Here is a 21,380-nt window from a genome sequence, read left to right as displayed (position 1 = left end):
TGAAAGTTGTATTGATATAAATCAACAAGCATAGCGAGGGGGGAAAACGGAGGCGAAAAAGTCGCGGCGGGTCACAAAACATCCGGCGGCGGTACCGCCGGAAAGGGGTTAGGGCGTACCGCACACCTCGCAGTGAGGGTTACGCGGCAGCGTCATTTCGCGGAACTGACAGCGCATGGCGTCGTACATGACGATTTTGCCGGTCGCCGGGCTGCCGTAGCGGGCGAGCAGCTTAATCGCCTCCATCGCCTGTAGTGAACCAATGATGCCAACCAGCGGCGCCATGACGCCGGCCTCGACGCAGGTGAGGGCGTTGTCGCCAAACAGGCGGCTCAGGCAGCGGTAGCAGGGTTCATCTTCCTGATACGTAAAGACGCTGATTTGTCCCTCCATGCGAATCGCGGCGCCGGAGACCAGCGGCGTTTTATGGCGGAAACATCCGGCGTTGAGCTGGTTACGGATCGCGACGTTGTCGGTACAGTCGAGCACCAGATCGTGGGCGGCGATTTGCGCCGCCAGCGCCGCGTCTTCCAGCCGTGCGTTGAGCGTCGTGAGCTGAACGTGGGGATTCATCCGCGCCAGCGCGCCGCGGGCGGAGTCGACCTTCGGCTGGCCGATGGTGGCGTCGCTGTGCAGGGTCTGGCGCTGAAGGTTGGAGAGCGACACGGTATCGAAATCGAGCAGGGTAAGCTGGCCGACGCCTGCCGCCGCCAGATACTGCGCGGCGGCGCAGCCCAGCCCGCCGAGGCCGACGACCAGCACGCGCGAGGCTTTCAGCTGCTCCTGACCGTCAAAATCGAAATCGCGAAGAATAATCTGCCGGTTATAGCGCAGCATCTCCGCATCGCTCAGCTCCACGCCCATTACAGCCCTCCGAACAGATGATTAAACGGCTCGACTTCCACCCATTCGCCCGCTTCCACGTTGCCGCGCTCGCGCTCCAGCACGATAAAGCAGTTGCCGAGGCTGAATGAGCTAAAGATATGCGAGCCCTGGTGACCGGTGCTATTTACCACCAGTTCGCCGTCCGGGCCGCGCTGCAGCACACCGCGTTGAAAATCGAGACGGCCCGGCGATTTTTTCAGATGGGTTGCGGCGCGCACGCGCAGGCGCATCGGCTGAGCCTGCCCGACGTTGCCGGACAGCTTCGCCAGCAGCGGCTGAACCAGTTGGTAGAAGGTCAGCGTGGCGGAAACCGGGTTACCCGGCAGGCCGCAGAACCAGCTATGGCCGAGCTTGCCGAAGGCGAAAGGTTTACCCGGCTTAATCGCCAGCTTCCAGAAGCCGATTTCCCCCAGCTCTTCGAGGATCGCTTTGGTGTAGTCCGCCTCGCCGACGGAAACGCCCCCGGAGCTTATCACCACGTCGGCCTGCTGGTCTGCCTGGATAAAGGCTTCGCGCAGTTTAGCCGGGTCGTCGGGAATAATGCCGAGGTTAATCACTTCGCAGCCCAGCTCCTGCAGCATCAGGTGTACCGCCAGGCGGTTGGTATCGTAAATTTGCCCGTCGGCCAGCGGCTGGCCCGGCAGCTGGAGCTCATCGCCGGTGGAGAACACCGCCACCCGCACTTTACGCACCACGTCAACCTCGGCAATGCCCAGCGAGGCGATGACCGGCAGCTCGGCGGCGGTCAGGCGGGTTCCCGCGGGGAAGACGACCGCGCCATGAGCGATATCTTCGCCGAGACGACGGATATTCTGCCCGTTTTTCACCGGGGCGATAAAGCGGATCCCATCATCGGTTTGTTCGGTCTGCTCCTGCATGACCACCGCGTCGCAGCCTTCCGGTACCGGCGCGCCGGTCATAATGCGGATACAGGCGCCCGCGGGCCAGACGCCGTTATAGGGTTGACCGGCGAAGGCCTTGCCCGCCACCGGCAGCGCTGCGCCGTCGGCGAGATCCGCCAGGCGTACGGCGTAGCCGTCCATCGCCGAGTTATCAAAACCGGGAACGTTGAGCGGTGAAACGAGATCATGGGCGGTCACGCGCGAAAAGGCCTGCAACAGCGGTACGGTTTCCGTCGCATTCAGCGGCGTAATACGAGTGAGCATCTGGGTCAGGGCTGTGTCGAGCGGCATCAGTCCGGCGGTAAAATCCATGGGTTTCTCCTGCGGGCAAACATCGAAAACGCCTATTATGGCAGAAAAGAGGGGCGGGCTATATGCCACCTGGGTACAAGCTTTACATCACCGTCCGCTCTTTCTATATTCAAAAATTGTATAGGACAGTCAGCACGATAATGATATTTATACACTTTATCGGTAAGGAACGGCGTAATGGGTAAGGCGGTTATAGCAATTCACGGCGGGGCCGGGGCGATTAGCCGCGCGCAGATGACGCCGGCGCGCGAGCGGGAGTACGTAACGGCGCTGTCGGCGATTGTCGATAGCGGACAAAAAATGCTGGCGGCCGGGGCCAGCGCGCTGGATGCGGTAACCGAAGCGGTCCGGCTGCTGGAGGAGTGCCCGTTATTTAACGCCGGTATTGGCTCGGTATTTACCCGCGATAGCCGCCATGAACTCGATGCCTGCGTGATGGATGGCTGCCGCTTGCAGGCCGGCGCCGTGGCGGGAGTTCAGCATTTACGTAATCCGGTGCTGGCGGCGCGCCTGGTGCTGGAACAGAGCCCGCATGTGCTGTTGATTGGCGAGGGGGCGGAAGCGTTTGCCGCTGCCCACGGTATGGAACGGGTCGATAACAGCCTGTTTTCGACCCCCGAGCGCTTGCTGCAGCTGCGTCAGGCGCAGGAGGGCGGCGATATCGTGCTCGACCACCACGCCGCGCCGCTGGATGAGCGGCACAAAATGGGCACCGTCGGCGCGGTTGCGCTGGATCTGGCGGGTAACCTCGCGGCGGCGACATCAACCGGCGGAATGACCAATAAGCTGCCGGGACGCGTCGGCGATAGCCCGCTGCCGGGGGCGGGCTGCTATGCCAATAACGCCAGCGTCGCCGTTTCCTGTACCGGCACCGGCGAAGTGTTTATGCGTACGCTGGCGGCTTACGATATTTCGGCGCTGGTGGAGTACAGCCATCTCAGCCTGCAGGAGGCCTGCGAAAGGGTGGTGATGGAGAAACTTCCCGCGCTGGGCGGCAGCGGCGGCCTGATCGCCGTCGACCGTGAAGGCAACGTGGCGCTGCCGTTTAATAGTGAAGGCATGTACCGGGCCTGGTGTTATGCGGGTGATACGCCCACGATTGGTATTTATCGCGAATAAGAGGAAAGGGCGTTGCCGCATAGTCAAGAAATCGATGCTAATGATGTTCTGCAGGTGCGCGGCCTGAACGTTACGTTTAGCCAGCAGCAGCAGGCTTTTTCCGCCGTTCGCGACCTGTCGTTTACCCTGCGGCGCGGCGAGACGCTGGCGATAGTCGGCGAGTCCGGCTCGGGCAAATCGGTAACGTCGCTGGCGCTGATGCGCCTGCTCGATCGGGCGGTCAGCGAAGTGCGCAGCGATGCGCTGCTGCTGCGTCGTCGCAACCGGCAGGTGATTGAGCTGAGCGAACAGTCTGACGCCGATATGCGCGGCGTGCGTGGCGCGGATATGGCGATGATCTTTCAGGAGCCGATGACCTCGCTGAATCCGGTCTTCACTATCGGTGAACAGATTGCCGAGTCGATCCGATTACATCAGGGCCTGAAGCATGATGAGGCCCTGCGCGAAGCGAAAAAAATGCTCGATCAGGTACGCATTCCGGAAGCGGAAGCCATGCTGTCGCGCTTTCCGCATCAGCTTTCCGGCGGGATGCGTCAGCGGGTGATGATCGCCATGGCGCTCTCCTGCCGCCCGGCGGTGCTGATTGCCGATGAACCGACGACCGCGCTGGATGTGACTATCCAGGCGCAAATTTTACAGCTGATCGCCGTTCTGCAAAAAGAGATGGCGATGGGCGTTATCTTTATTACCCACGATATGGGCGTGGTGGCCGATATCGCCGACCGTGTGCTGGTGATGTATCGCGGCGAAGCGGTGGAGACCGGCAGCGTGGAGGAGATTTTCCGCGCGCCGCAGCATCCCTATACCCAGGCGCTGCTGGCCGCGGTGCCCAGGTTGGGCGCGATGCGCGGCACCTCTCTGCCGCGCCGTTTCCCGCTGCTAAACCAAAGCCCGTCGCCGGAGGAGCAGAACACCGTTGTGGCCGGGGAACCGATCCTCAAAGTTCGCGATCTGGTGGCGCGCTTTCCGCTGCGTAGCGGTATTCTCAACCGCATTACCCGTGAAGTGCATGCGGTCGAAAAAGTCAGTTTTGATTTATGGCCCGGCGAAACCCTAAGCCTGGTGGGGGAGTCGGGCTGCGGTAAATCCACCACCGGACGGGCGCTGCTGCGTCTGGTGGAAACCCAAGGCGGCAGCATCACCTTCAACGGTCAGCGGATTGATACGCTGACGGGCGGTAAGCTTCAGGCGCTGCGCCGCGATATCCAGTTTATTTTCCAGGACCCTTACGCTTCCCTCGACCCGCGGCAAACGGTGGGCTATTCGATTATGGAGCCGCTGCGCGTGCACCGCCTGCTCGAGGGGGACGCCGCCCGCGAACGTGTCGCCTGGCTACTGGAACGCGTCGGACTGGAGCCGGAACATGCCTGGCGCTATCCGCACGAGTTTTCCGGCGGCCAGCGCCAGCGCATCTGTATTGCCCGCGCGCTGGCGCTCAATCCAAAAGTGGTGATTGCCGATGAATCGGTATCGGCGCTGGACGTGTCGATACGCGCGCAAATTATCAATCTGATGCTCGATTTGCAGCGCGAGATGGGCATCGCATTTCTGTTTATTTCCCATGACATGGCGGTGGTTGAGCGCATCAGCCACCGCGTGGCGGTGATGTATCGCGGGCGCATTGTCGAAATTGGCCCGCGCCGCGCGGTGTTTGAAAACCCGCAGCATCCCTATACCCGTAAACTGATGGCCGCCGTTCCGGTAGCCGACCCTACGCATCGTCGTCCGCAGCGCGTGCTGCTCTCCGACGAGCTGCCGGGTAATATCTTCAGACGGGGCGAAGAGGGGGTGAGTACGCCGTTACAGCAGGTGGGGCCGGGGCACTTTGTCGCCAGAGAGTCCGCCGCCGACGTGCTGGCACGATAACAACGACATCCATAATGCAGCATTTCAGGAGAACAACATGACTCAACGCGTTTCAGGCAAATGGCTGTTGGCGCTGGGCGTCGCTTCGGCGCTGGCAGCGACGCCGGCTTTTGCCGCAAAAGATGTGGTGGTGGCGGTCGGTTCTAACTTTACGACCCTCGACCCCTATGATGCTAACGACACGCTGTCGCAGGCGGTGGCGAAGTCTTTCTATCAGGGGCTGTTCGGCCTGGATAAAGAGATGAAACTGCATAACGTGCTGGCGGAAAGCTATACCGTTTCTCCGGACGGGCTGGTTTATACCATTAAGCTGCACCCGGGGGTGAAGTTCCAGGACGGTACCGAGTTTAATGCCGAAGCGGTCAAGGCCAACCTCGATCGCGCCAGCAATCCGGAAAATCATCTCAAGCGCTATAACCTGTATAAAAATATCGCCAGCACCGAGGCGGTTGACCCGACGACGGTGAAAATTACCCTCAAACAGCCTTTCTCGGCGTTTATTAATATCCTGGCCCACCCGGCAACGGCGATGATTTCTCCGGCGGCGCTGAAGAAATATGGTAAAGAGATTGGTTTCCATCCGGTCGGCACCGGTCCGTACCAGCTCGACACCTGGAATCAGACCGACTTCGTTAAAGTGAAGAAGTTCGCCGGTTACTGGCAGCCGGGGCTGCCGAAGCTGGACTCCATTACCTGGCGTCCGGTGGTGGATAACAATACCCGCGCGGCGATGCTGCAGACCGGCGAAGCGCAGTTTGCGTTCCCGATCCCCTACGAGCAGGCGCCGCTGCTGGAGAAAAACAGCAAGCTGGAGCTGGTGGCCAGCCCGTCGATCATGCAGCGCTATATCAGCATGAACGTGACGCAGAAGCCGTTCGATAACCCTAAAGTGCGCGAGGCGATTAACTACGCCATCAACCGTCAGGCGCTGGTGAAGGTGGCCTTTGCGGGCTATGCCACCCCGGCGACCGGCGTGGTGCCACCGTCTATTGCCTACGCTGAAAGCTACAGCGCCTGGCCGTACGATCCGGCCAAGGCCCGCGAGCTGCTGAAAGAGGCAGGCTATCCGAATGGATTTAGCACCACGCTGTGGTCGTCGCATAACCACAGTACGGCGCAGAAAGTGCTGCAGTTTACCCAGCAGCAGCTGGCGCAGGTGGGCATTAAGGCGCAGCTGACGGCGATGGATGCGGGCCAGCGCGCGGCGGAGGTGGAAGGTAAGGGGCAGAAAGAGAGCGGCGTACGCATGTTCTACACCGGCTGGTCGGCGTCGACCGGGGAAGCTGACTGGGCGCTGTCGCCGCTGTTCGCGTCGCAAAACTGGCCGCCGACCCTATTTAATACCGCTTTCTACAGCAATCCTCAGGTCGATAAAGATCTCAACGACGCGCTGAAAACCACCGATGCGCAGGAAAAAACGCGGCTGTATAAGGACGCGCAGGATACTATCTGGAAAGAGTCGCCGTGGGTGCCGCTGGTGGTCGAAAAACTGGTCTCAGCGCACAGTAAAAATCTGACCGGATTCTATATCCAGCCGGATACCGGATTTAGCTTTGAACAGGCGGATCTTAAGTAGATAGCTGTGGGTCCCCGGGCGCAGGCTGCGGGGATTTCACGCAAGGAGAAGCATGCTCAATTATGTGATTAAACGCCTGCTGGGGCTGATCCCCACGCTGCTGATTGTGGCGGTGCTGGTGTTTCTGTTCGTGCATATGCTGCCCGGGGACCCGGCGCGGCTGATTGCCGGGCCGGAAGCGGATGCTCAGGTGGTGGGAATGGTGCGCCAGCAGTTGGGGCTCGATCGGCCGCTGCACGTGCAGTTCTGGCACTATATCAGCAATATTGTGCAGGGGGATTTCGGTACCTCGATGGCCTCGCGTCGCCCGGTAAGCAGCGAAATCGCCAGCCGTTTCATGCCCACGTTCTGGCTGACGCTCGCCAGCATGAGCTGGGCGGTAGTGTTCGGGATGGCGGCGGGGATCGTGGCGGCGGTGTGGCGCAACCGCTGGCCGGATCGCCTGGGGATGGCGCTGGCGGTGACCGGGATCTCGTTCCCGGCGTTCGCGCTCGGCATGCTGTTGATGCAGGTCTTTTCCGTTGAGCTGGGCTGGCTGCCGACGGTGGGCGCCGACAGCTGGCGCCACTATATTCTGCCTTCGCTGACTCTGGGGGCGGCGGTGGCGGCGGTGATGGCGCGCTTTACCCGCGCCTCGTTCGTCGATGTCCTGCATGAAGATTACATGCGTACCGCGCGGGCGAAAGGCGTCAGCGAAACGCTGGTGGTGCTCAAGCACGGCCTGCGCAACGCGATGATCCCGGTGGTGACCATGATGGGGCTGCAGTTCGGCTTTTTGCTCGGCGGTTCAATCGTGGTGGAGAAGGTCTTTAACTGGCCAGGCCTCGGGCGTCTGCTGGTGGACTCGGTGGAGATGCGCGATTACCCGGTGATTCAGGCGGAAGTCCTCCTGTTTTCGCTGGAGTTTATTCTTATTAATTTAGTGGTGGACGTGCTGTATGCCGCCATTAATCCAGCTATCAGGTACAAGTAAGGTGCGATTGCTCAACTGGAGAAGACAAGCGGTTATCAACGCGATGCCGGGGATTAAACCCGGGCAGATACGTACCCCATGGCACGAGTTCTGGCGGCGGTTTCGCCGTCAGCCGGTGGCGATGGGGGCGGGGATATTTGTCCTGCTGCTGATCGCGGTGGCGATCGTAGCGCCGTGGATTGCGCCGTTCGATGCGGAAAACTATTTTGATTACGACCGGCTCAACGACGGCCCGTCAATGATGCACTGGTTCGGCGTTGATTCCCTGGGGCGGGATATCTTCAGTCGGGTGCTGGTGGGGGCGCAGATCTCGCTGGCCGCCGGGGTACTCGCGGTATTCATCGGCGCGGCCATCGGCACGGTGCTTGGGCTACTGGCCGGATACTACGAAGGCTGGTGGGACCGCATTATTATGCGTATCTGTGACGTGCTGTTCGCTTTCCCGGGGATTTTGCTGGCAATTGCGGTGGTGGCGGTAATGGGAAGCGGAATGTCGAACGTGATTATCGCGGTGGCGATCTTTTCGATCCCGGCATTTGCACGTCTGGTGCGCGGCAATACTCTGGTGCTTAAGCAGCAGACCTTTATTGAGTCGGCGCGCAGCATTGGCGCCAGCGATGCTAACATCCTGTTTAATCACATCTTGCCCGGCACGGTATCGTCGATTGTGGTCTACTTTACGATGCGCATCGGCGTGTCGATTATCTCCGCCGCCAGCCTGTCATTTCTGGGGCTTGGCGCGCAGCCGCCGACGCCGGAGTGGGGGGCGATGCTCAACGAAGCGCGGGCGGATATGGTGATGGCGCCGCACGTGGCGCTGTTCCCGGCAATCGCGATTTTCCTGACGGTGCTGGCGTTTAACCTGCTGGGTGACGGCCTGCGCGATGCGCTGGATCCGAGGATAAAAGGGTAGGGGCGTGATTCCCCGGCTGCGCTGACCGGGGCTACGGATTCACCACCGTATGCGGTTTAGTAGCCCGGACAGGTGCGCAGCACCGCCTCCGGGAAAGCACTCCGCACGTTAATCCTGTGCGGTTTTGTCGCCCGGATAAGGCGCGCGAGCGCCGTCATCCGGGATACGGTCAGCGGGCGAAATTAAACCCGGCAGCCCCATAGATCGTATTCGTCGGCGTGTTCGACTTTCACCCGCACAACGTCGCCCGGTTTGACTTTACTCTCACCGTTAAGGTAGACCGCGCCGTCGATTTCCGGCGCATCGGCCATGCTGCGGCCAATTGCCCCTTCTTCATCCACTTCGTCGATCAGCACCAAAATTTCGCGACCGACTTTCTCCTGCAAGCGCTCGGCGGAGATCTGCTGCTGCAGCTGCATAAAGCGGTTCCAGCGCTCTTCTTTCACCTCTTCCGGCACCTGATCCGCCAGTTCGTTGGCGGTTGCGCCTTCTACCGGGCTGTATTTGAAGCAGCCGACGCGGTCGAGGCGGGCTTCTTTCAGGAAGTCGAGCAGCATCTGGAAATCGTCTTCCGTTTCGCCCGGGAAGCCGACGATAAAGGTCGAACGCAGGGTGAGTTCGGGACAAACTTCACGCCACTGCTTGATGCGCGCCAGCTGGCGGTCAGCGGAGCCCGGGCGTTTCATCATTTTGAGAATACGCGGGCTGGCGTGCTGCAGCGGAATATCGAGATAAGGCAGAATTTTGCCTTCCGCCATCAGCGGGATCACATCATCAACGTGCGGGTACGGATAGACGTAGTGCAGGCGCACCCAGATACCGAGCTTCGCCAGCTCTTCGCACAGGCTAACCATGCTGGTTTTGACCGGCATGCCGTTGTGGAAGCCGCTGCGATGTTTGACATCAACGCCGTAGGCGGAGGTGTCCTGAGAGATCACCAGCAGCTCTTTGACCCCGGCATCGGCCAGGCGTTTGGCTTCCGCCAGCACTTCGCCAATCGGACGGCTGACCAGATCGCCGCGCATGGACGGGATGATGCAGAAGGTGCAGCGATGGTTGCAGCCTTCGGAAATTTTTAAGTAAGCGTAATGACGGGGCGTCAGCTTCACGCCCTGTTCCGGCACCAGGCTGAGGAACGGGTTGTGTTTAGGCTTCGGCGCGTAGTGGTGGACGTGTTCCAGCACCTGTTCATAGCTGTGCGGGCCGGTAATTTCCAGCACCTTCGGATGCACTTCGCGGATCTGATCTTCTTTTGCGCCCAGGCAGCCGGTGACGATCACTTTGCCGTTTTCTTTCAACGCTTCGCCAATCGCTTCCAGCGACTCCTGCACGGCGCTATCGATAAAGCCGCAGGTGTTAACGATAACCATATCAGCGTTATCGTAGGAGGGAACCACGTCATATCCTTCGGTGCGCAGTTCAGTCAGGATACGTTCTGAGTCCACGAGATTTTTCGGGCAGCCCAGAGAGACAAAGCCGATTTTCGGCTGAGGGGTGACATTGCTCATAGCTTAAAAAGTGTTCAATTATTGGGATGGTCAGGGCAGGGATTCTACAGAGATCGGCGGAAAGTTTATACTCCTTTTCATGTTAGCCCGGCGATATCTGTGTTTCTTTTTATCGGCATGATTATCCAGATTGTTAATCAAAATAAGGGGGTTATTCAGCCATTATCTCGGCAATCGGGGGACGTCGGTTTAGATCTGGTTTAACCTGAAGCGGTAAAATAGCCGCTGCTTTTAGTCTTTATTTTTTATCAGGTTTCCCATGTTTAAAAAGTTGGGTGGTTTCGTCTGCGCGCTGGCCATGATCGGCGCGACGCCCGTTTATGCCAACGAGATGGCGTTATATTCGGTCAATACCGGTTCATTTGTTTATCACATGACCGGTAATCACGGTCAATATAACGAAAAATTCAATAACCAGTTTTTTTCCGTTGAGCGCAAGCTGTCTGCGGATTCAAAGTACAGCGCGTTGGTCGGGACCATGAAGAATAGTTTTGCCGACCGCTGCCTCTCTCTGGGAGCGCGAAGGGACTGGTACGCGGGGGCAAATGGCTGGACGTTCAAGGGCGTCTATGCCTATACCGGCGAGTTCTTCTTTAAAGCCTTTCGCGATTGCGGCGATTCAGGCACCTATCGAACGGCGAAGAAACTCACCGGCGTCGGTTTCTCTCCCTATATTTATCATGGCCTGCAGTACAATTTTACCGATTATTTCGGCGTCGAAACGGGCATTATCGTCCCGGCCATATTTGTGATGAGCGTGCAGTGGAGCTTCCGCTAATTCGCCCGAAAGAGGCTTCCGGGCGAATTTTGATTAATGGCTTTGCGCAACGCCAGCGCCTGGCGCAGCCCCCGGCGCGGTCGGTTCTCTATTATCGCGAAGCGTAAATACCGAGATTAGCGTAAACAGCCCGGCGATGCCGCCCAGAATATAATAGGTATGCGCAAAGCCGATGGTGTCGTACAAATACCCGGCCAGCGGCGAGTAAATGGCGGTGGCGATAGAGGCGACGAACAGCACCAGCAGGTAGACCGTCGAGGAGAGCTTGTTGTCGAAGTTGGCGGCGATAAATTTAAACACCGACACTAAAATCAGCGGTTTTTCCAGCGCATGCATCATTTTTACCGCGCCGATCCACACCGGACCCAGCGGAATCGCGGAGCCGACGATACGCACCGACATGATCAGCCCGGCGATGATCAGCGCCCATTTCGCGCCGGTGCGGTTTACGAACCACGGCATCAGGCATAAAAACAGGGTCTCGCCGCATACCTGAATGGAGGCCAGAATGCCGTACCAGCGATTGCCTTCTTCCGGCGTCGAAAACTGCAGAGAAAAGTACTGGGCGAACTGCTGATCGTAGGTGTCATAGATTTGCGTGACGAAAAGGGTGAAGACCAGCAGCATCCAGAACTGGCCGTTCTTCGCCAGCTCCAGGGCGTGCGAAACTTTCAGCGCGCTGCTTTTTTGCATTTCCGCTTCGGTCAGTTCGATTTTGGTCAGCATAAAGCAGATCGCCGCGATAACGATGGCGACGCTGGCCAGCCAGAAAGCGAGGTTCGGATTGCTGTCGATATATTTGCCGACGATCCACGCGGCGGCGGCCCAGCCTAACGATCCCCACATCCTGACCCGGCCGTATTCGAACTGGTAGCGCCGCGAAATTTTATCAATATACGAATCGATAACTCCGCAGCCGGAGTTGAAAATAATCCCCAGGTATACCCCGCCAAGCAGCGCGCCCAGCCAGAAGCTGTGCACCAGCAGCGGCGCATACAAATAAATAAAGAACGGGCCTACCGGCAGCAGCATGGCGACCAGGATCCAGATCAGCCGTTTTTTCAGGCCGAACTTATCGGAAATAAAGCCGAAGAAGGGCTGCATCAGCAGGGCGATAAAGGCGTTGACCGAGTAGAGCAGACCGGTTTTGGTTGCGCTAATCCCGAGATGCTGAGTGGTCCAGATAACGAAGAACGCCATGGTCGAGGACCAGGCGAAGAGGTAGAGGAAATCGAAAAGACTCAACAAGATATAGTTTCTTTTGCCGGGCGTAATCATTTCAGTTCCTTCAAGCGGTAGCGGTAAAGGTTACAAACAGGATCGATCTGCTTGCTGCTCTTATTGAATGTTATACGTAATACATTTTATGAAATGATATGACACCTGGCGGCATTTTATGGCAATGTGAATTGCGCTAATATGTGATCATTACTGCAATAAATAATTTTATCATCGTGAGTTGAAAGGTTTTAATTTTGAGAACGTATAACATTTTTTGCTTTTTGTCGTTGAGATCGCCGAAAAGGATTTTAATCGCCGTTGTAACATTGTAAAGGATGTTAATGACCTGAGAATTATTGATCTGCCTCATCGTTTTGTACAAAAAATGACCATATTATGGTTGTGGTAAAGGACGACAGAGGAGGAACCGCGATGAGCGTTGACAGACTGTATCGTAACCTGATGAATAAGCTGATTAATGCCAACATTGATCTCGACGCTTATTTGCAGCTGCGTAAAGCAAAAGGCTATATGTCAGTCAGCGAAAACGACCATCTACGTGATAACTTGTTTGAACTGTGCCATGAAATGCATCAACACGCGCCGCGCCTGCAGCACGCCGTCGCGCCGGAGGAGAAGGAAGCCCTGCGGCTGGCCGGCGAGGCCGTCGCTTCCGCGGCGGTCTGCCTGTTGAGCGGACATCATGACTGCCCGTCCTACATCGCTGTCGACGTAGATAAGCTGGAAAGCTGTCTGGCGGTATTGCGGCTAAATATTCATAAATTGAATGATTCTCAGCCCATTACGCACGCCTGAAATCGGGGGGAGCCTGCTCCCCCCGATTAATGTTATGTAAAAATCCCTTCCCGCTTTCCCACGCTGGCTACCCTTATCAGCATTGCTGACAAAAGGAGTATGCCATGCGCCAGACCATTAACCTGATCGCCCTTACCGCGCTGCTGTTGCCAACGGCAAGTCTTGCCGCCCAGGAGCGCGTAGAGGTGTTGCAGAACCAGCTTGAACACCCGTGGGCGCTGGCCTTTCTTCCCGACGACCGGGGGATTCTGATGACCCTGCGCGGCGGCGAGCTCCGTCTGTGGCAGCGGGATAAAGGCCTCGCGCCTGCGATTTCGGGCGTGCCGCAGGTCTGGGCCAACGGGCAGGGCGGTCTGCTGGACGTGGCGCTGGCTCCGGATTTCGCCCAGTCGCGCCGGGTCTGGCTGAGCTACGCCGAAGGCGGGAGTGACGGCAAGGCCGGGACCGCCGTGGGCTACGGCCGACTGAGCGATGACCTCCAGCGCCTGGAAAATTTCCAGGTGGTTTTCCGCCAGCAGCCGAAGCTCTCAACCGGCAATCATTTTGGCGGACGGCTGGTGTTCGACGGCCGCGGTTATCTGTTTATTGGACTCGGGGAGAATAACCAGCGTTCGACCGCTCAGGATCTCGATAAGCTGCAGGGAAAAGTGGTGCGGCTAACGGCTGATGGCAAGGTCCCGGACGATAATCCTTTTGTCGGCCAGGCCGGCGTCAGACCGGAAATCTGGTCTTACGGTATTCGCAACCCCCAGGGGATGGCGATGAACCCGTGGAGCGATACGCTGTGGTTAAATGAGCACGGGCCGCGAGGCGGGGATGAGATCAATATTCCGCAAAAAGGCAAAAACTACGGCTGGCCGCTGGCGACGCACGGCATTAACTACAGCGGCCTGCCGATCCCGGAGGCCAAAGGCAAAACGGCGGAAGGAACCGAAGCGCCGCTGTTTGTCTGGGAAAAATCGCCGGCGGTGAGCGGTATGGCGTTTTACGACGCGCAGACTTTTCCGCAGTGGCGGCACCGGCTGTTTATCGGCGCGCTGAAGGATAAATCGCTGATTGTTCTCAAGGTTGACGGCGATAACGTCACGGAACAGGAGCGGATTCTGGGCGATCGCGGAAAACGTATCCGCGATGTGCGCGTTGGACCCGATGGTTATCTGTATGTGCTAACCGACGAATCCAACGGCGAGCTGCTGAAGGTGAGACCGGCGGGCTAATATCAGGTGACCGGAATCATCACCACGTTGCGCCAGGCCTGGCGCTGGTTAATCTGCTGATACCAGCGCTGCAGGTGCGGGCGCGGTTGCCAGGTTTTAACGATCTCCAGCAGGTTATAAATGAACGGCGCGACGGCGATGTCGCCGAGGCCGAAGGCGTTGCCTGAGAGCCACTGATGACGCGACAGTTCATCATCCAGAATGGCGAACAGCGTCTCGCAGGCGGCAATACCGGCTTCAATCGCGGCGGGGTCGCGTTTTTCCGGCGGGGTTCTCACCAGCCCCATTAACACCGGCCGATGGGCAGGCGAGAGCGAACCGTTGGCCCAGTCCATCCATTTTTCCCCCTGAGCGCGCTCGGCGGGCGACTCCACCCACAGGCGATTTTGACCGTACTGCGCGGCCAGATAGCGGATAATGGTGTTTGATTCCCAGAGCACGAGATCGGTCGTCTCATCTTTCAATAACGGTACCAGGCCATTGGGATTCATGGCCAGATAGTCCGCATCGTGATTCAGACCGAACTCCAGACCGGCCAGAATTTGCTGATACGGGAGGTCGAGTTCTTCCAGCACCCAGCGCACTTTCTTCACATTGGTCGAGTTATTTCTGCCCCACAGCGTAATCATATCCGCTCCTGCTTTTTATTAAGCCGCCGTTGCGGCGTAGTGAGCATTCATGTTGGAATAAAGTTAATATTTAGGCAACCGCGATCAAAAAAATTGCTCTGTTTGCAGCACCGGGCGAGGTTATTGCGTAAACTTTAAAAACTTTACCAACTCGCTGTTTCTTTAAGGTCATTTGTACGCTTTACTCACCGGCTGCTGCGGCGCCGAACGAGTGTGGCGGCATATTTTTGTTTGGAAAGGATACTTGGGTGGCTCTTATGACGCATGATGCTTTTTCCCTTCGCGGCCTCGCGGCAGGCTGCGCGCTTTTATTTCTCGTTGCGCCTGCGGTGCAGGCTGCAGAACAACTCCCCGATGCGCCATCCATTGACGCGCGAGCCTGGATCCTGATGGACTATGCCAGCGGCAAAGTGCTCAGCGAAGGCAATGCCGATGAAAAACTCGATCCGGCGAGCCTGACCAAAATCATGACCAGCTATGTTGTCGGCCAGGCGTTAAAGGCGGGTAAGATTAAGTCGACCGATATGGTGACTATCGGGCGCGACGCGTGGGCAACCGGTAACCCGGCGCTGCGCGGCTCATCGGTGATGTTCCTTAAGCCAGGAATGCAGGTGTCGGTCGAAGATCTTAACAAGGGCGTTATCATTCAATCCGGCAACGACGCCAGCATCGCGATCGCCGACTACGTGGCGGGCAGCCAGGACGCGTTTGTCAGCCTGATGAACGGCTATGCGCAGAAAATGGGCCTGACCAACACCACCTTTATGACCGTGCACGGTCTGGATGCGCCGGGTCAGTTTAGTACCGCCCGCGATATGGCGCTGCTCACCAAAGCGATGATCCATGACGTGCCGGAAGAGTATGCGATCCATAAAGAAAAAGAGTTCACCTTCAACAAAATCCGTCAGCCGAACCGCAACCGTCTGCTGTGGAGCACGAATCTCAACGCTGACGGCGTGAAAACCGGGACCACCGCCGGGGCGGGCTACAATCTGGTTTCTTCCGCGACGCAAAACGATATGCGCCTGATTGCCGTCGTGCTCGGCACCAAAACTGACCGTATCCGTTTTAACGAATCAGAAAAACTGCTGACCTGGGGCTTCCGTTTCTATGAAACCGTGACGCCGATTAAACCCGATGCCACCTTTATTACCCAGCGCGTCTGGTTTGGCGATAGCAGCGAAGCGAAGCTGGGGGCGGGCGAGGCCGGCTCCATCACGCTGCCGAAAGGCCAGCTGAAAAACCTCAAGGCCAGCTACACCCTGAATGATACGCAGCTGACCGCGCCGCTCACCAAAGGGCAGGTGGTCGGCACCATCGACTTCAAGCTTAATGATAAAACCATTGAGCAGCGGCCGCTGATTGTGATGGAAGCGGTAAACGAAGGCGGTTTCTTTAGCCGGATGATCGATTTCGTGCTGATGAAATTGCACGGCTGGTTCGGCGGTTGGTTCTCTTAAAATGCAGGCCGCGCCCTGCGGGGCGCGGTTAGTAAAGCAGTGAAATCTGTTTTTCCTTCGCCAGCGCGAGCAGATCGTCATCCGGACACACGTCGCTGGCAATCACGTCAAACTGCGCTAAATCCCCCATCCTCGCCGGGCGAACTTTACCAAATTTACTGTGATCGACGACCAGCACGTGGTAGCGCGCGCTTTTCATCGCCCAGTGTTTGACCGGCAGCTCTTCCAGGTTAAAACAGGTCGCGCCCTGCTCGCAATCGACGCCCGCGGCGGAATAAAACGCGATGTCCGGGCAAAGGTGGCTCAGCGTATCCTGCAGGCTTAGCGGTTTAAAAATGGCGTTGCTGGCGTGGAACTCGCCGCCGCACAAAATCGCGCGGCACTGGGGTTTTTCCTGCAGGGAAAGAAAGGTATTGAGCGAATAGCAGACCCCGGTAAAGGGCAGGGCGCTATCGATGGCGTCGATGATCCACGGCGTGGTGGTCCCGCAGTCAAAAAAGGCCATCTGGTGGGGCTCAAGCAGCTTAGCCGCATGGCGGGCTGCGCGGCGTTTTTCATCCACAAGGCGTGTTTTCTGATCGCTCAGCAGATAGTGCGTTGCGCTGCGCGGCTCCAGAACGATATAGCCGCCCAGCAACACGACCGGGCCGCTGTGGCCGTTGAGATCGCGACGAATGGTCATCTCTGACACGCCAAGCAGGGTGGCCGCTTCTTTTAGATGGAGTTTATCACTGCGCTTGAGTGCCTGAATAAGCTGACTGATGCGTTCGTCACGACGAGTTTCCATATTCCCTCTAAGCTGAAAGCGCCCTGCATTGACAGGGCGTCAGCGGCGATTTTACCTGCCGGAAGAGGCTTAGTCACGCGCAGGAATTGGGCGCTACCGCAACTTTACCAGCTGGTCAGGAACATCTATTCGCGCACCCAACCTTTGCGAATCGGCAGCGAAAAAAACAGACGGTACAGCCGCTGCAGATGCTGATAGAGGGTTTTTCCGCCGCTTTGCCACAGCAGTTGGGCGCTAAGGCAGGCGATCATCGCGGTGAGCAGCCCGCCCAGCATATCCATCGGCCAGTGCACGCCGAGATAGACCCGGGACCAGGCAATCGCGCAGGCAAGGGAGAACAGCAGCGCGCCCGACCACAGGCGGTGCCAGAACATAAAGGCCAGCGCAAAGGTAAAGCAGATCGTGCCGTGATTGCTCGGGAAGGAGTTATTGGGCGAATGATGCAGGAAGTTATAGCCAATACCGGCGGCAAACGGACGGTCATGCGGAAAAAATACGCCGAATATCCACGAAAGCGTCAGGCTAATGGCTAATGCCATCATGACCTTAAATACTAACTGCCGCTGGTTTGGGCCCCAAAGCCATAAGGCCAACACCAATAATGGCACCATAATTATCAGGTCTTTGGCGATAAACGTCGCGATTTCAATCGCCCACCACGGCGATGCGGGGGTAGCGTTGAGTAATGCAAACAGCGAGTAGTTAATATTTTCCAGCATACATCCAGGCTCTTGGGTCCGTTAGCAACAAGCCGCCCACCTTAAAAAACGGTGGCGATAAGGTAAAGCAGTATTGTCTTAATTATCAGTTTGTTATGAATTAAAACGCGGGCGTGGCTTCGTTAACAGACTGATTGAAGGAGTATATAGCCTGTAATCTAATTGAAACATAAACGAAATATATACAGCTGGATTTTGATTGGTTGCTGGCGATGCGCTATCCGTGTGGCGATATTTTGCTTCATCGCTCACAATTCGCTATCTCCCCGAGACGACTTTCATTAAACTTTGCGCGGTTTTATTTAAATAAGAGATTTCATGCAGAATTATTCGCTTTCTGGCAAACGCCTCGGACGTCAGGCGCTGCTCTTTCCGTTGTGCCTGGTGTTATACGAGTTCTCCACCTATATCGGCAATGACATGATCCAGCCGGGCATGCTCTCGGTGGTGGCAGAATTTGGCGTGGGCAACGAGTGGGTGCCGACCTCAATGACCGCCTATCTGGCCGGCGGTATGTTTTTGCAGTGGCTGCTGGGGCCGCTTTCGGACCGCATCGGCCGTCGTCCGGTGATGCTGACCGGGGTAGTGTGGTTTATCGTAACCTGCCTGGCGACGCTGCTGGCGCAAACTATTGAGCAGTTCACGCTGCTGCGCTTTTTGCAGGGTATCAGCCTGTGCTTTATCGGCGCGGTCGGCTATGCGGCGATACAGGAGTCTTTTGAAGAGGCGGTGTGCATCAAGATCACCGCCCTGATGGCCAACGTCGCGCTGATTGCGCCGCTGCTCGGGCCGCTGGTGGGCGCGGCCTGGGTTCATCTCCTGCCGTGGGAGATGATGTTTGTCCTGTTTGCCGTGCTGGCCGCCATCGCCTTTTTCGGGCTACAGAAGGCGATGCCGGAAACCGCCACCCGCATGGGCGAGAAGCTATCGGTAAAAGAGCTGGGGCGTGATTATCGTGAAGTGCTGAAAAACCTGCGCTTTGTCGCCGGCGCGCTGGCCACCGGTTTTGTCAGCCTGCCGCTGCTGGCGTGGATTGCCCAATCGCCGGTGATCATCATCAGCGGCGAGCAGGCGACCAGCTACGAATATGGCCTGCTGCAGGTGCCGATTTTTGGCGCGCTGATTGCCGGGAACCTGGTGCTGGCGCGCCAGACTTCACGCAAAACGGTGCGCTCGCTGATTATTCTCGGCGGCTGGCCGATTATGATCGGCCTGCTGATCTCCGCTGTGGCGACGGTGGCGTCGACGCACGCGTATCTGTGGATGACCGCCGGGCTGAGCGTTTACGCCTTCGGGATTGGTCTCGCCAACGCCGGACTGGTGCGTCTGACGCTGTTTGCCAGCGAGATGAGTAAGGGGACGGTGTCGGCGGCGATGGGGATGCTGCAAATGCTGATCTTTACCGTGGGTATCGAAGTCAGCAAGCACGCCTATGAGTCTGGCGGTAGCGGGCTCTTCAGCTTGCTCAACCTGCTGAGCGGGGTGCTCTGGCTGGCGATGACGGTCTACTTCCTGAAGGATAAACGCGTGGGCAACGCCCACGAACCGCAGTAACCTTCAAATGCCCTGCTGCGACGTGACGCGCCGCAGCAGGCGCTACCTCAGGCGAACGGCGCTTCGCGATTCAGTACCTTATCAATAATATGCAGCACGCCTTCTTCGTTATTGTGCGGGGCACGGTAGCCGGCGACGGCCTTCACCGGCGCGGCGGCGTTGGCCATCGCGAAACCGAATCCGGCGTGCTGCAGCATTTCGATATCGTTGCCGCTATCGCCAAACGCCACCACTTCATGGTTCTTTATGCCCCAGCGTTCCTGCAGGATGCGCAGTCCGTTGGCTTTATGCACCCCGGGAATAATCAGGTCAATGCTACCGTAGCCGGTGGCGACCGCGGTGACCATATCGCCAAGCGCGGCGTGCAGCTTCGGCTGAATCTGCGGGATCAGCTGGTCCGGCACGTTGAGACCGAACTTCAGAATTTCATCATCAGCAATATGATTAAAATCGTCGACCAGTTCGAGGCGATGATAGTACTTCGCCGCGACCGCTTTCAGCGCATCGTTATAGCGGTTGAGGGTATAAGCGCTGCGCTTACCGCAGGCGATAATTTCAATGTTGGTCAGCGTCAGAAGATGGTCGATGACGGTATTGAAATGTTCCTTCGGCATCCGGCAGTTAAACACATCCTCGCCGGCGCTGACCACCCAGCCGCCGTTTTCGGCGACAAAAGCGATTTCGTGCGCCACCTCAGGGAAGAAGGAGATGAGCTGGTAATACTGGTTGCCGCTGGCGACGACGAAGCGGATGCCCTGCTCGCGCATCCGCGCATACTGGGCGAGGAAACGCTGACGGTTATAGGTTTTGGCATCGCTCAGAAAGGTGCCGTCCATGTCTACCGCAATCAATTTGATGCTCATTAACTGTTCTCCATCACGGGTTCAGATTGTGGCTTCGCTACCGCGCGGGCGACGATGGCCGCGACCAGCACGAGTGCCAGCACTACCATCATGGCGCTGCGCAGGCCGAAGTGTTCGCCGAGAAAGCCCAGCAGCGGCGGCCCGACGAGGAAGGCGAGGTAGCCGGTAATCGCCACCACGCTGACGCGCTTCGGCGCATCGGGGCCGGTATCGCTGGCGGCGGAAATGGTCAGCGGGAAGCCCAGCGACGCGCCGAGGCCCCATAATAATACGGAGAGACCGGCGACCCACGGGTTGTCGACGAAAATAATCAGGCCAATGCCCAGCGCGCCCATTACCGCGCTGGCGCGTACCACCGTCACGCGGCTGTAGCGGTCAATAAACCAGCCGCCGGTAAAGCGCCCAAGGGTCATGCCGAGGGTGAAGCCTGCATAAATCAGCGAGCCGGAGGTCGGGCTGAAGCCATGGCCGTCCACCATCAGCAGCGGCAGCCAGTCGTTGGCGGAGCCTTCGGCAAAGGCCATGGCCAGGACGATCACCCCAATCAGCAGCAGCTGGGCATCGCGCCAGATCGGCAGGCCTTTGCCTTCATGGCGCGCCGCTTCCGCCGCATTTTTGCCGGTGCCTTCAGGAATCGCGCGAATGGCGATAGCGATGGGGGCGATAGCCACCAGCGCCGCCAGCAGAATGTGCGGCGCGGCGGGCAGGCCGAAGCCGGTTACCGCCATGCCAATCCCGGCGCCGACGAGCGTGCCGAAGCTGTAGAAACCATGCATCATTGGCAGGACGGTTTTATTCATTTCGCGTTCAACGGCGGCGCCTTCGACGTTAATCGCCACTTCCGCGGAGCCAAAGCTGGCGCCGAAGATGGCTAAGCCAATGGCAAACAGCACCGCCGACGTGAACCATAGCGCGGCGCTGAGCACCAGCATGCCGACCACCGCGCAGGACATGGTGGCGCGAATCACTTTACGGGTGCCGAATCGATTGACCAGCCACGCTGAGCAGAGGATGCCGCTCATTGAACCTATTGAGAGTCCAAATAATACAATCCCCATTTCCGCCGTCGATAGCGCGAGCAGATCGCGAATCGCCGGCGTGCGGGTGGCCCATGACGCCATGAGTAATCCGGGGATAAAAAAGAACATGAAGAGCGCCCACAGCCTTAGCTGAAGGGCCCTGCGTGAAGTTTGCGCTGTCATCCGTAAATGCCCGAGAGTGAAGAGATGCAGACAACAGTAGCAAGGTTGTGTACATTTGTACATCCAGGTTGCTTGCTGAG

General features: G+C 58.0%; 19 protein-coding genes. 10 read left to right on the top strand and 9 right to left on the bottom strand.

Annotated features, from left to right (window positions below; genetic code table 11):
- Window positions 1-108: 108 nt before the first annotated feature.
- Both moeB and moeA read right to left on the bottom strand, forming a co-directional pair.
- Window positions 109-864, bottom strand: coding sequence for a molybdopterin-synthase adenylyltransferase MoeB (gene moeB, locus ACE3MN_RS18015; RefSeq protein ID WP_004135152.1), 756 nt, complete (start codon window positions 862-864; stop codon window positions 109-111).
- Complete coding sequence (gene moeA, locus ACE3MN_RS18010; RefSeq protein ID WP_004135145.1) at window positions 864-2,099, bottom strand: molybdopterin molybdotransferase MoeA; 1,236 nt, start codon at window positions 2,097-2,099, stop codon at window positions 864-866. Before moeA ends, moeB begins: the two co-directional genes overlap by 1 nt.
- 177 nt (window positions 2,100-2,276) lie before the next feature.
- Here moeA and iaaA point away from each other — a divergent pair, with 177 nt between their 5' ends.
- From iaaA to gsiD, 5 genes are read left to right on the top strand one after another with little or no spacing between them, the layout of a single operon-like run.
- Window positions 2,277-3,218 (top strand): beta-aspartyl-peptidase, encoded by a 942-nt coding sequence (gene iaaA / locus ACE3MN_RS18005; protein ID WP_004135143.1) that lies wholly within the window; start codon window positions 2,277-2,279, stop codon window positions 3,216-3,218.
- A 12-nt stretch (window positions 3,219-3,230) separates the two neighbouring features.
- On the top strand, window positions 3,231-5,084 hold the full coding sequence (gsiA, locus tag ACE3MN_RS18000) for a glutathione ABC transporter ATP-binding protein GsiA (RefSeq protein WP_024360112.1): 1,854 nt from the start codon (window positions 3,231-3,233) through the stop codon (window positions 5,082-5,084).
- A gap of 37 nt (window positions 5,085-5,121) precedes the next feature.
- The gene (gsiB, locus tag ACE3MN_RS17995; RefSeq protein ID WP_004135142.1) at window positions 5,122-6,660 is read left to right on the top strand and encodes a glutathione ABC transporter substrate-binding protein GsiB; all 1,539 of its coding nucleotides are present in this window, start codon (window positions 5,122-5,124) and stop codon (window positions 6,658-6,660) included.
- Between the two features lie 52 nt (window positions 6,661-6,712).
- Window positions 6,713-7,633 (top strand): glutathione ABC transporter permease GsiC, encoded by a 921-nt coding sequence (gene gsiC, locus ACE3MN_RS17990; protein ID WP_004130799.1) that lies wholly within the window; start codon window positions 6,713-6,715, stop codon window positions 7,631-7,633.
- A gap of 1 nt (window position 7,634) precedes the next feature.
- Window positions 7,635-8,546: a glutathione ABC transporter permease GsiD gene (gene gsiD, locus ACE3MN_RS17985; RefSeq protein ID WP_004135139.1), complete on the top strand. Its 912-nt coding sequence runs from the start codon at window positions 7,635-7,637 to the stop codon at window positions 8,544-8,546.
- Between the two features lie 182 nt (window positions 8,547-8,728).
- Here gsiD and rimO read toward each other — a convergent pair whose 3' ends face one another.
- The gene (gene rimO / locus ACE3MN_RS17980; protein WP_004135138.1) at window positions 8,729-10,054 is read right to left on the bottom strand and encodes a 30S ribosomal protein S12 methylthiotransferase RimO; all 1,326 of its coding nucleotides are present in this window, start codon (window positions 10,052-10,054) and stop codon (window positions 8,729-8,731) included.
- Between the two features lie 298 nt (window positions 10,055-10,352).
- On the opposite strand from rimO, the gene ACE3MN_RS17975 reads away from it, so the two are divergent.
- Window positions 10,353-10,832: a hypothetical protein gene (locus ACE3MN_RS17975; protein ID WP_165775004.1), complete on the top strand. Its 480-nt coding sequence runs from the start codon at window positions 10,353-10,355 to the stop codon at window positions 10,830-10,832.
- A gap of 33 nt (window positions 10,833-10,865) precedes the next feature.
- On the opposite strand, the gene ACE3MN_RS17970 is transcribed toward ACE3MN_RS17975, so the two are convergent.
- Window positions 10,866-12,107 (bottom strand): oligosaccharide MFS transporter, encoded by a 1,242-nt coding sequence (locus ACE3MN_RS17970; protein ID WP_024360110.1) that lies wholly within the window; start codon window positions 12,105-12,107, stop codon window positions 10,866-10,868.
- A 378-nt stretch (window positions 12,108-12,485) separates the two neighbouring features.
- On the opposite strand from ACE3MN_RS17970, the gene bssR reads away from it, so the two are divergent.
- Together bssR and ACE3MN_RS17960 are read left to right on the top strand one after the other, a co-directional pair.
- On the top strand, window positions 12,486-12,869 hold the full coding sequence (gene bssR / locus ACE3MN_RS17965; protein WP_004135130.1) for a biofilm formation regulator BssR: 384 nt from the start codon (window positions 12,486-12,488) through the stop codon (window positions 12,867-12,869).
- Window positions 12,870-12,973: 104 nt separating this feature from the next.
- Entirely contained in the window at window positions 12,974-14,086 is a 1,113-nt protein-coding gene (locus tag ACE3MN_RS17960; protein ID WP_049086372.1) for a PQQ-dependent sugar dehydrogenase, read from the top strand.
- Between the two features lie 2 nt (window positions 14,087-14,088).
- Here ACE3MN_RS17960 and ACE3MN_RS17955 read toward each other — a convergent pair whose 3' ends face one another.
- The gene (locus ACE3MN_RS17955) at window positions 14,089-14,715 is read right to left on the bottom strand and encodes a glutathione S-transferase family protein (protein WP_004135126.1); all 627 of its coding nucleotides are present in this window, start codon (window positions 14,713-14,715) and stop codon (window positions 14,089-14,091) included.
- Window positions 14,716-14,972: 257 nt separating this feature from the next.
- Here ACE3MN_RS17955 and dacC point away from each other — a divergent pair, with 257 nt between their 5' ends.
- Window positions 14,973-16,175 (top strand): serine-type D-Ala-D-Ala carboxypeptidase, encoded by a 1,203-nt coding sequence (dacC, locus tag ACE3MN_RS17950; protein ID WP_029669928.1) that lies wholly within the window; start codon window positions 14,973-14,975, stop codon window positions 16,173-16,175.
- Between the two features lie 28 nt (window positions 16,176-16,203).
- Here dacC and deoR read toward each other — a convergent pair whose 3' ends face one another.
- Window positions 16,204-16,962 carry a DNA-binding transcriptional repressor DeoR gene (deoR, locus tag ACE3MN_RS17945; RefSeq protein WP_004135121.1) on the bottom strand — a complete coding sequence of 253 codons (759 nt, stop codon included), beginning with the start codon at window positions 16,960-16,962 and terminating at the stop codon, window positions 16,204-16,206.
- 125 nt (window positions 16,963-17,087) lie between these two features.
- Window positions 17,088-17,681, bottom strand: a complete 594-nt coding sequence (gene ybjG / locus ACE3MN_RS17940; protein ID WP_024360108.1) for an undecaprenyl-diphosphate phosphatase — start codon at window positions 17,679-17,681, stop codon at window positions 17,088-17,090.
- A 318-nt stretch (window positions 17,682-17,999) separates the two neighbouring features.
- Between ybjG and ACE3MN_RS17935 the strand changes: the two genes are divergently transcribed.
- The gene (locus ACE3MN_RS17935) at window positions 18,000-19,235 is read left to right on the top strand and encodes an MFS transporter (RefSeq protein ID WP_024360107.1); all 1,236 of its coding nucleotides are present in this window, start codon (window positions 18,000-18,002) and stop codon (window positions 19,233-19,235) included.
- Between the two features lie 47 nt (window positions 19,236-19,282).
- Here the strand turns inward: ACE3MN_RS17935 and ACE3MN_RS17930 are convergent, their stop codons facing one another.
- Both ACE3MN_RS17930 and ACE3MN_RS17925 read right to left on the bottom strand, forming a co-directional pair.
- On the bottom strand, window positions 19,283-20,098 hold the full coding sequence (locus tag ACE3MN_RS17930) for a Cof-type HAD-IIB family hydrolase (RefSeq protein ID WP_004135118.1): 816 nt from the start codon (window positions 20,096-20,098) through the stop codon (window positions 19,283-19,285).
- Window positions 20,098-21,300 carry an MFS transporter gene (locus ACE3MN_RS17925; protein ID WP_004135117.1) on the bottom strand — a complete coding sequence of 401 codons (1,203 nt, stop codon included), beginning with the start codon at window positions 21,298-21,300 and terminating at the stop codon, window positions 20,098-20,100. The genes ACE3MN_RS17930 and ACE3MN_RS17925 overlap by 1 nt, the downstream gene beginning before the upstream one ends.
- Window positions 21,301-21,380: the final 80 nt, after the last annotated feature.

Origin of the sequence: Klebsiella grimontii (assembly GCF_042137965.1) — a bacterium.
Taxonomy (GTDB): domain Bacteria; phylum Pseudomonadota; class Gammaproteobacteria; order Enterobacterales; family Enterobacteriaceae; genus Klebsiella; species Klebsiella grimontii.
Note: the sequence above shows the minus strand (reverse complement) of the source record. Positions and strands in the feature narration are given on the sequence as shown.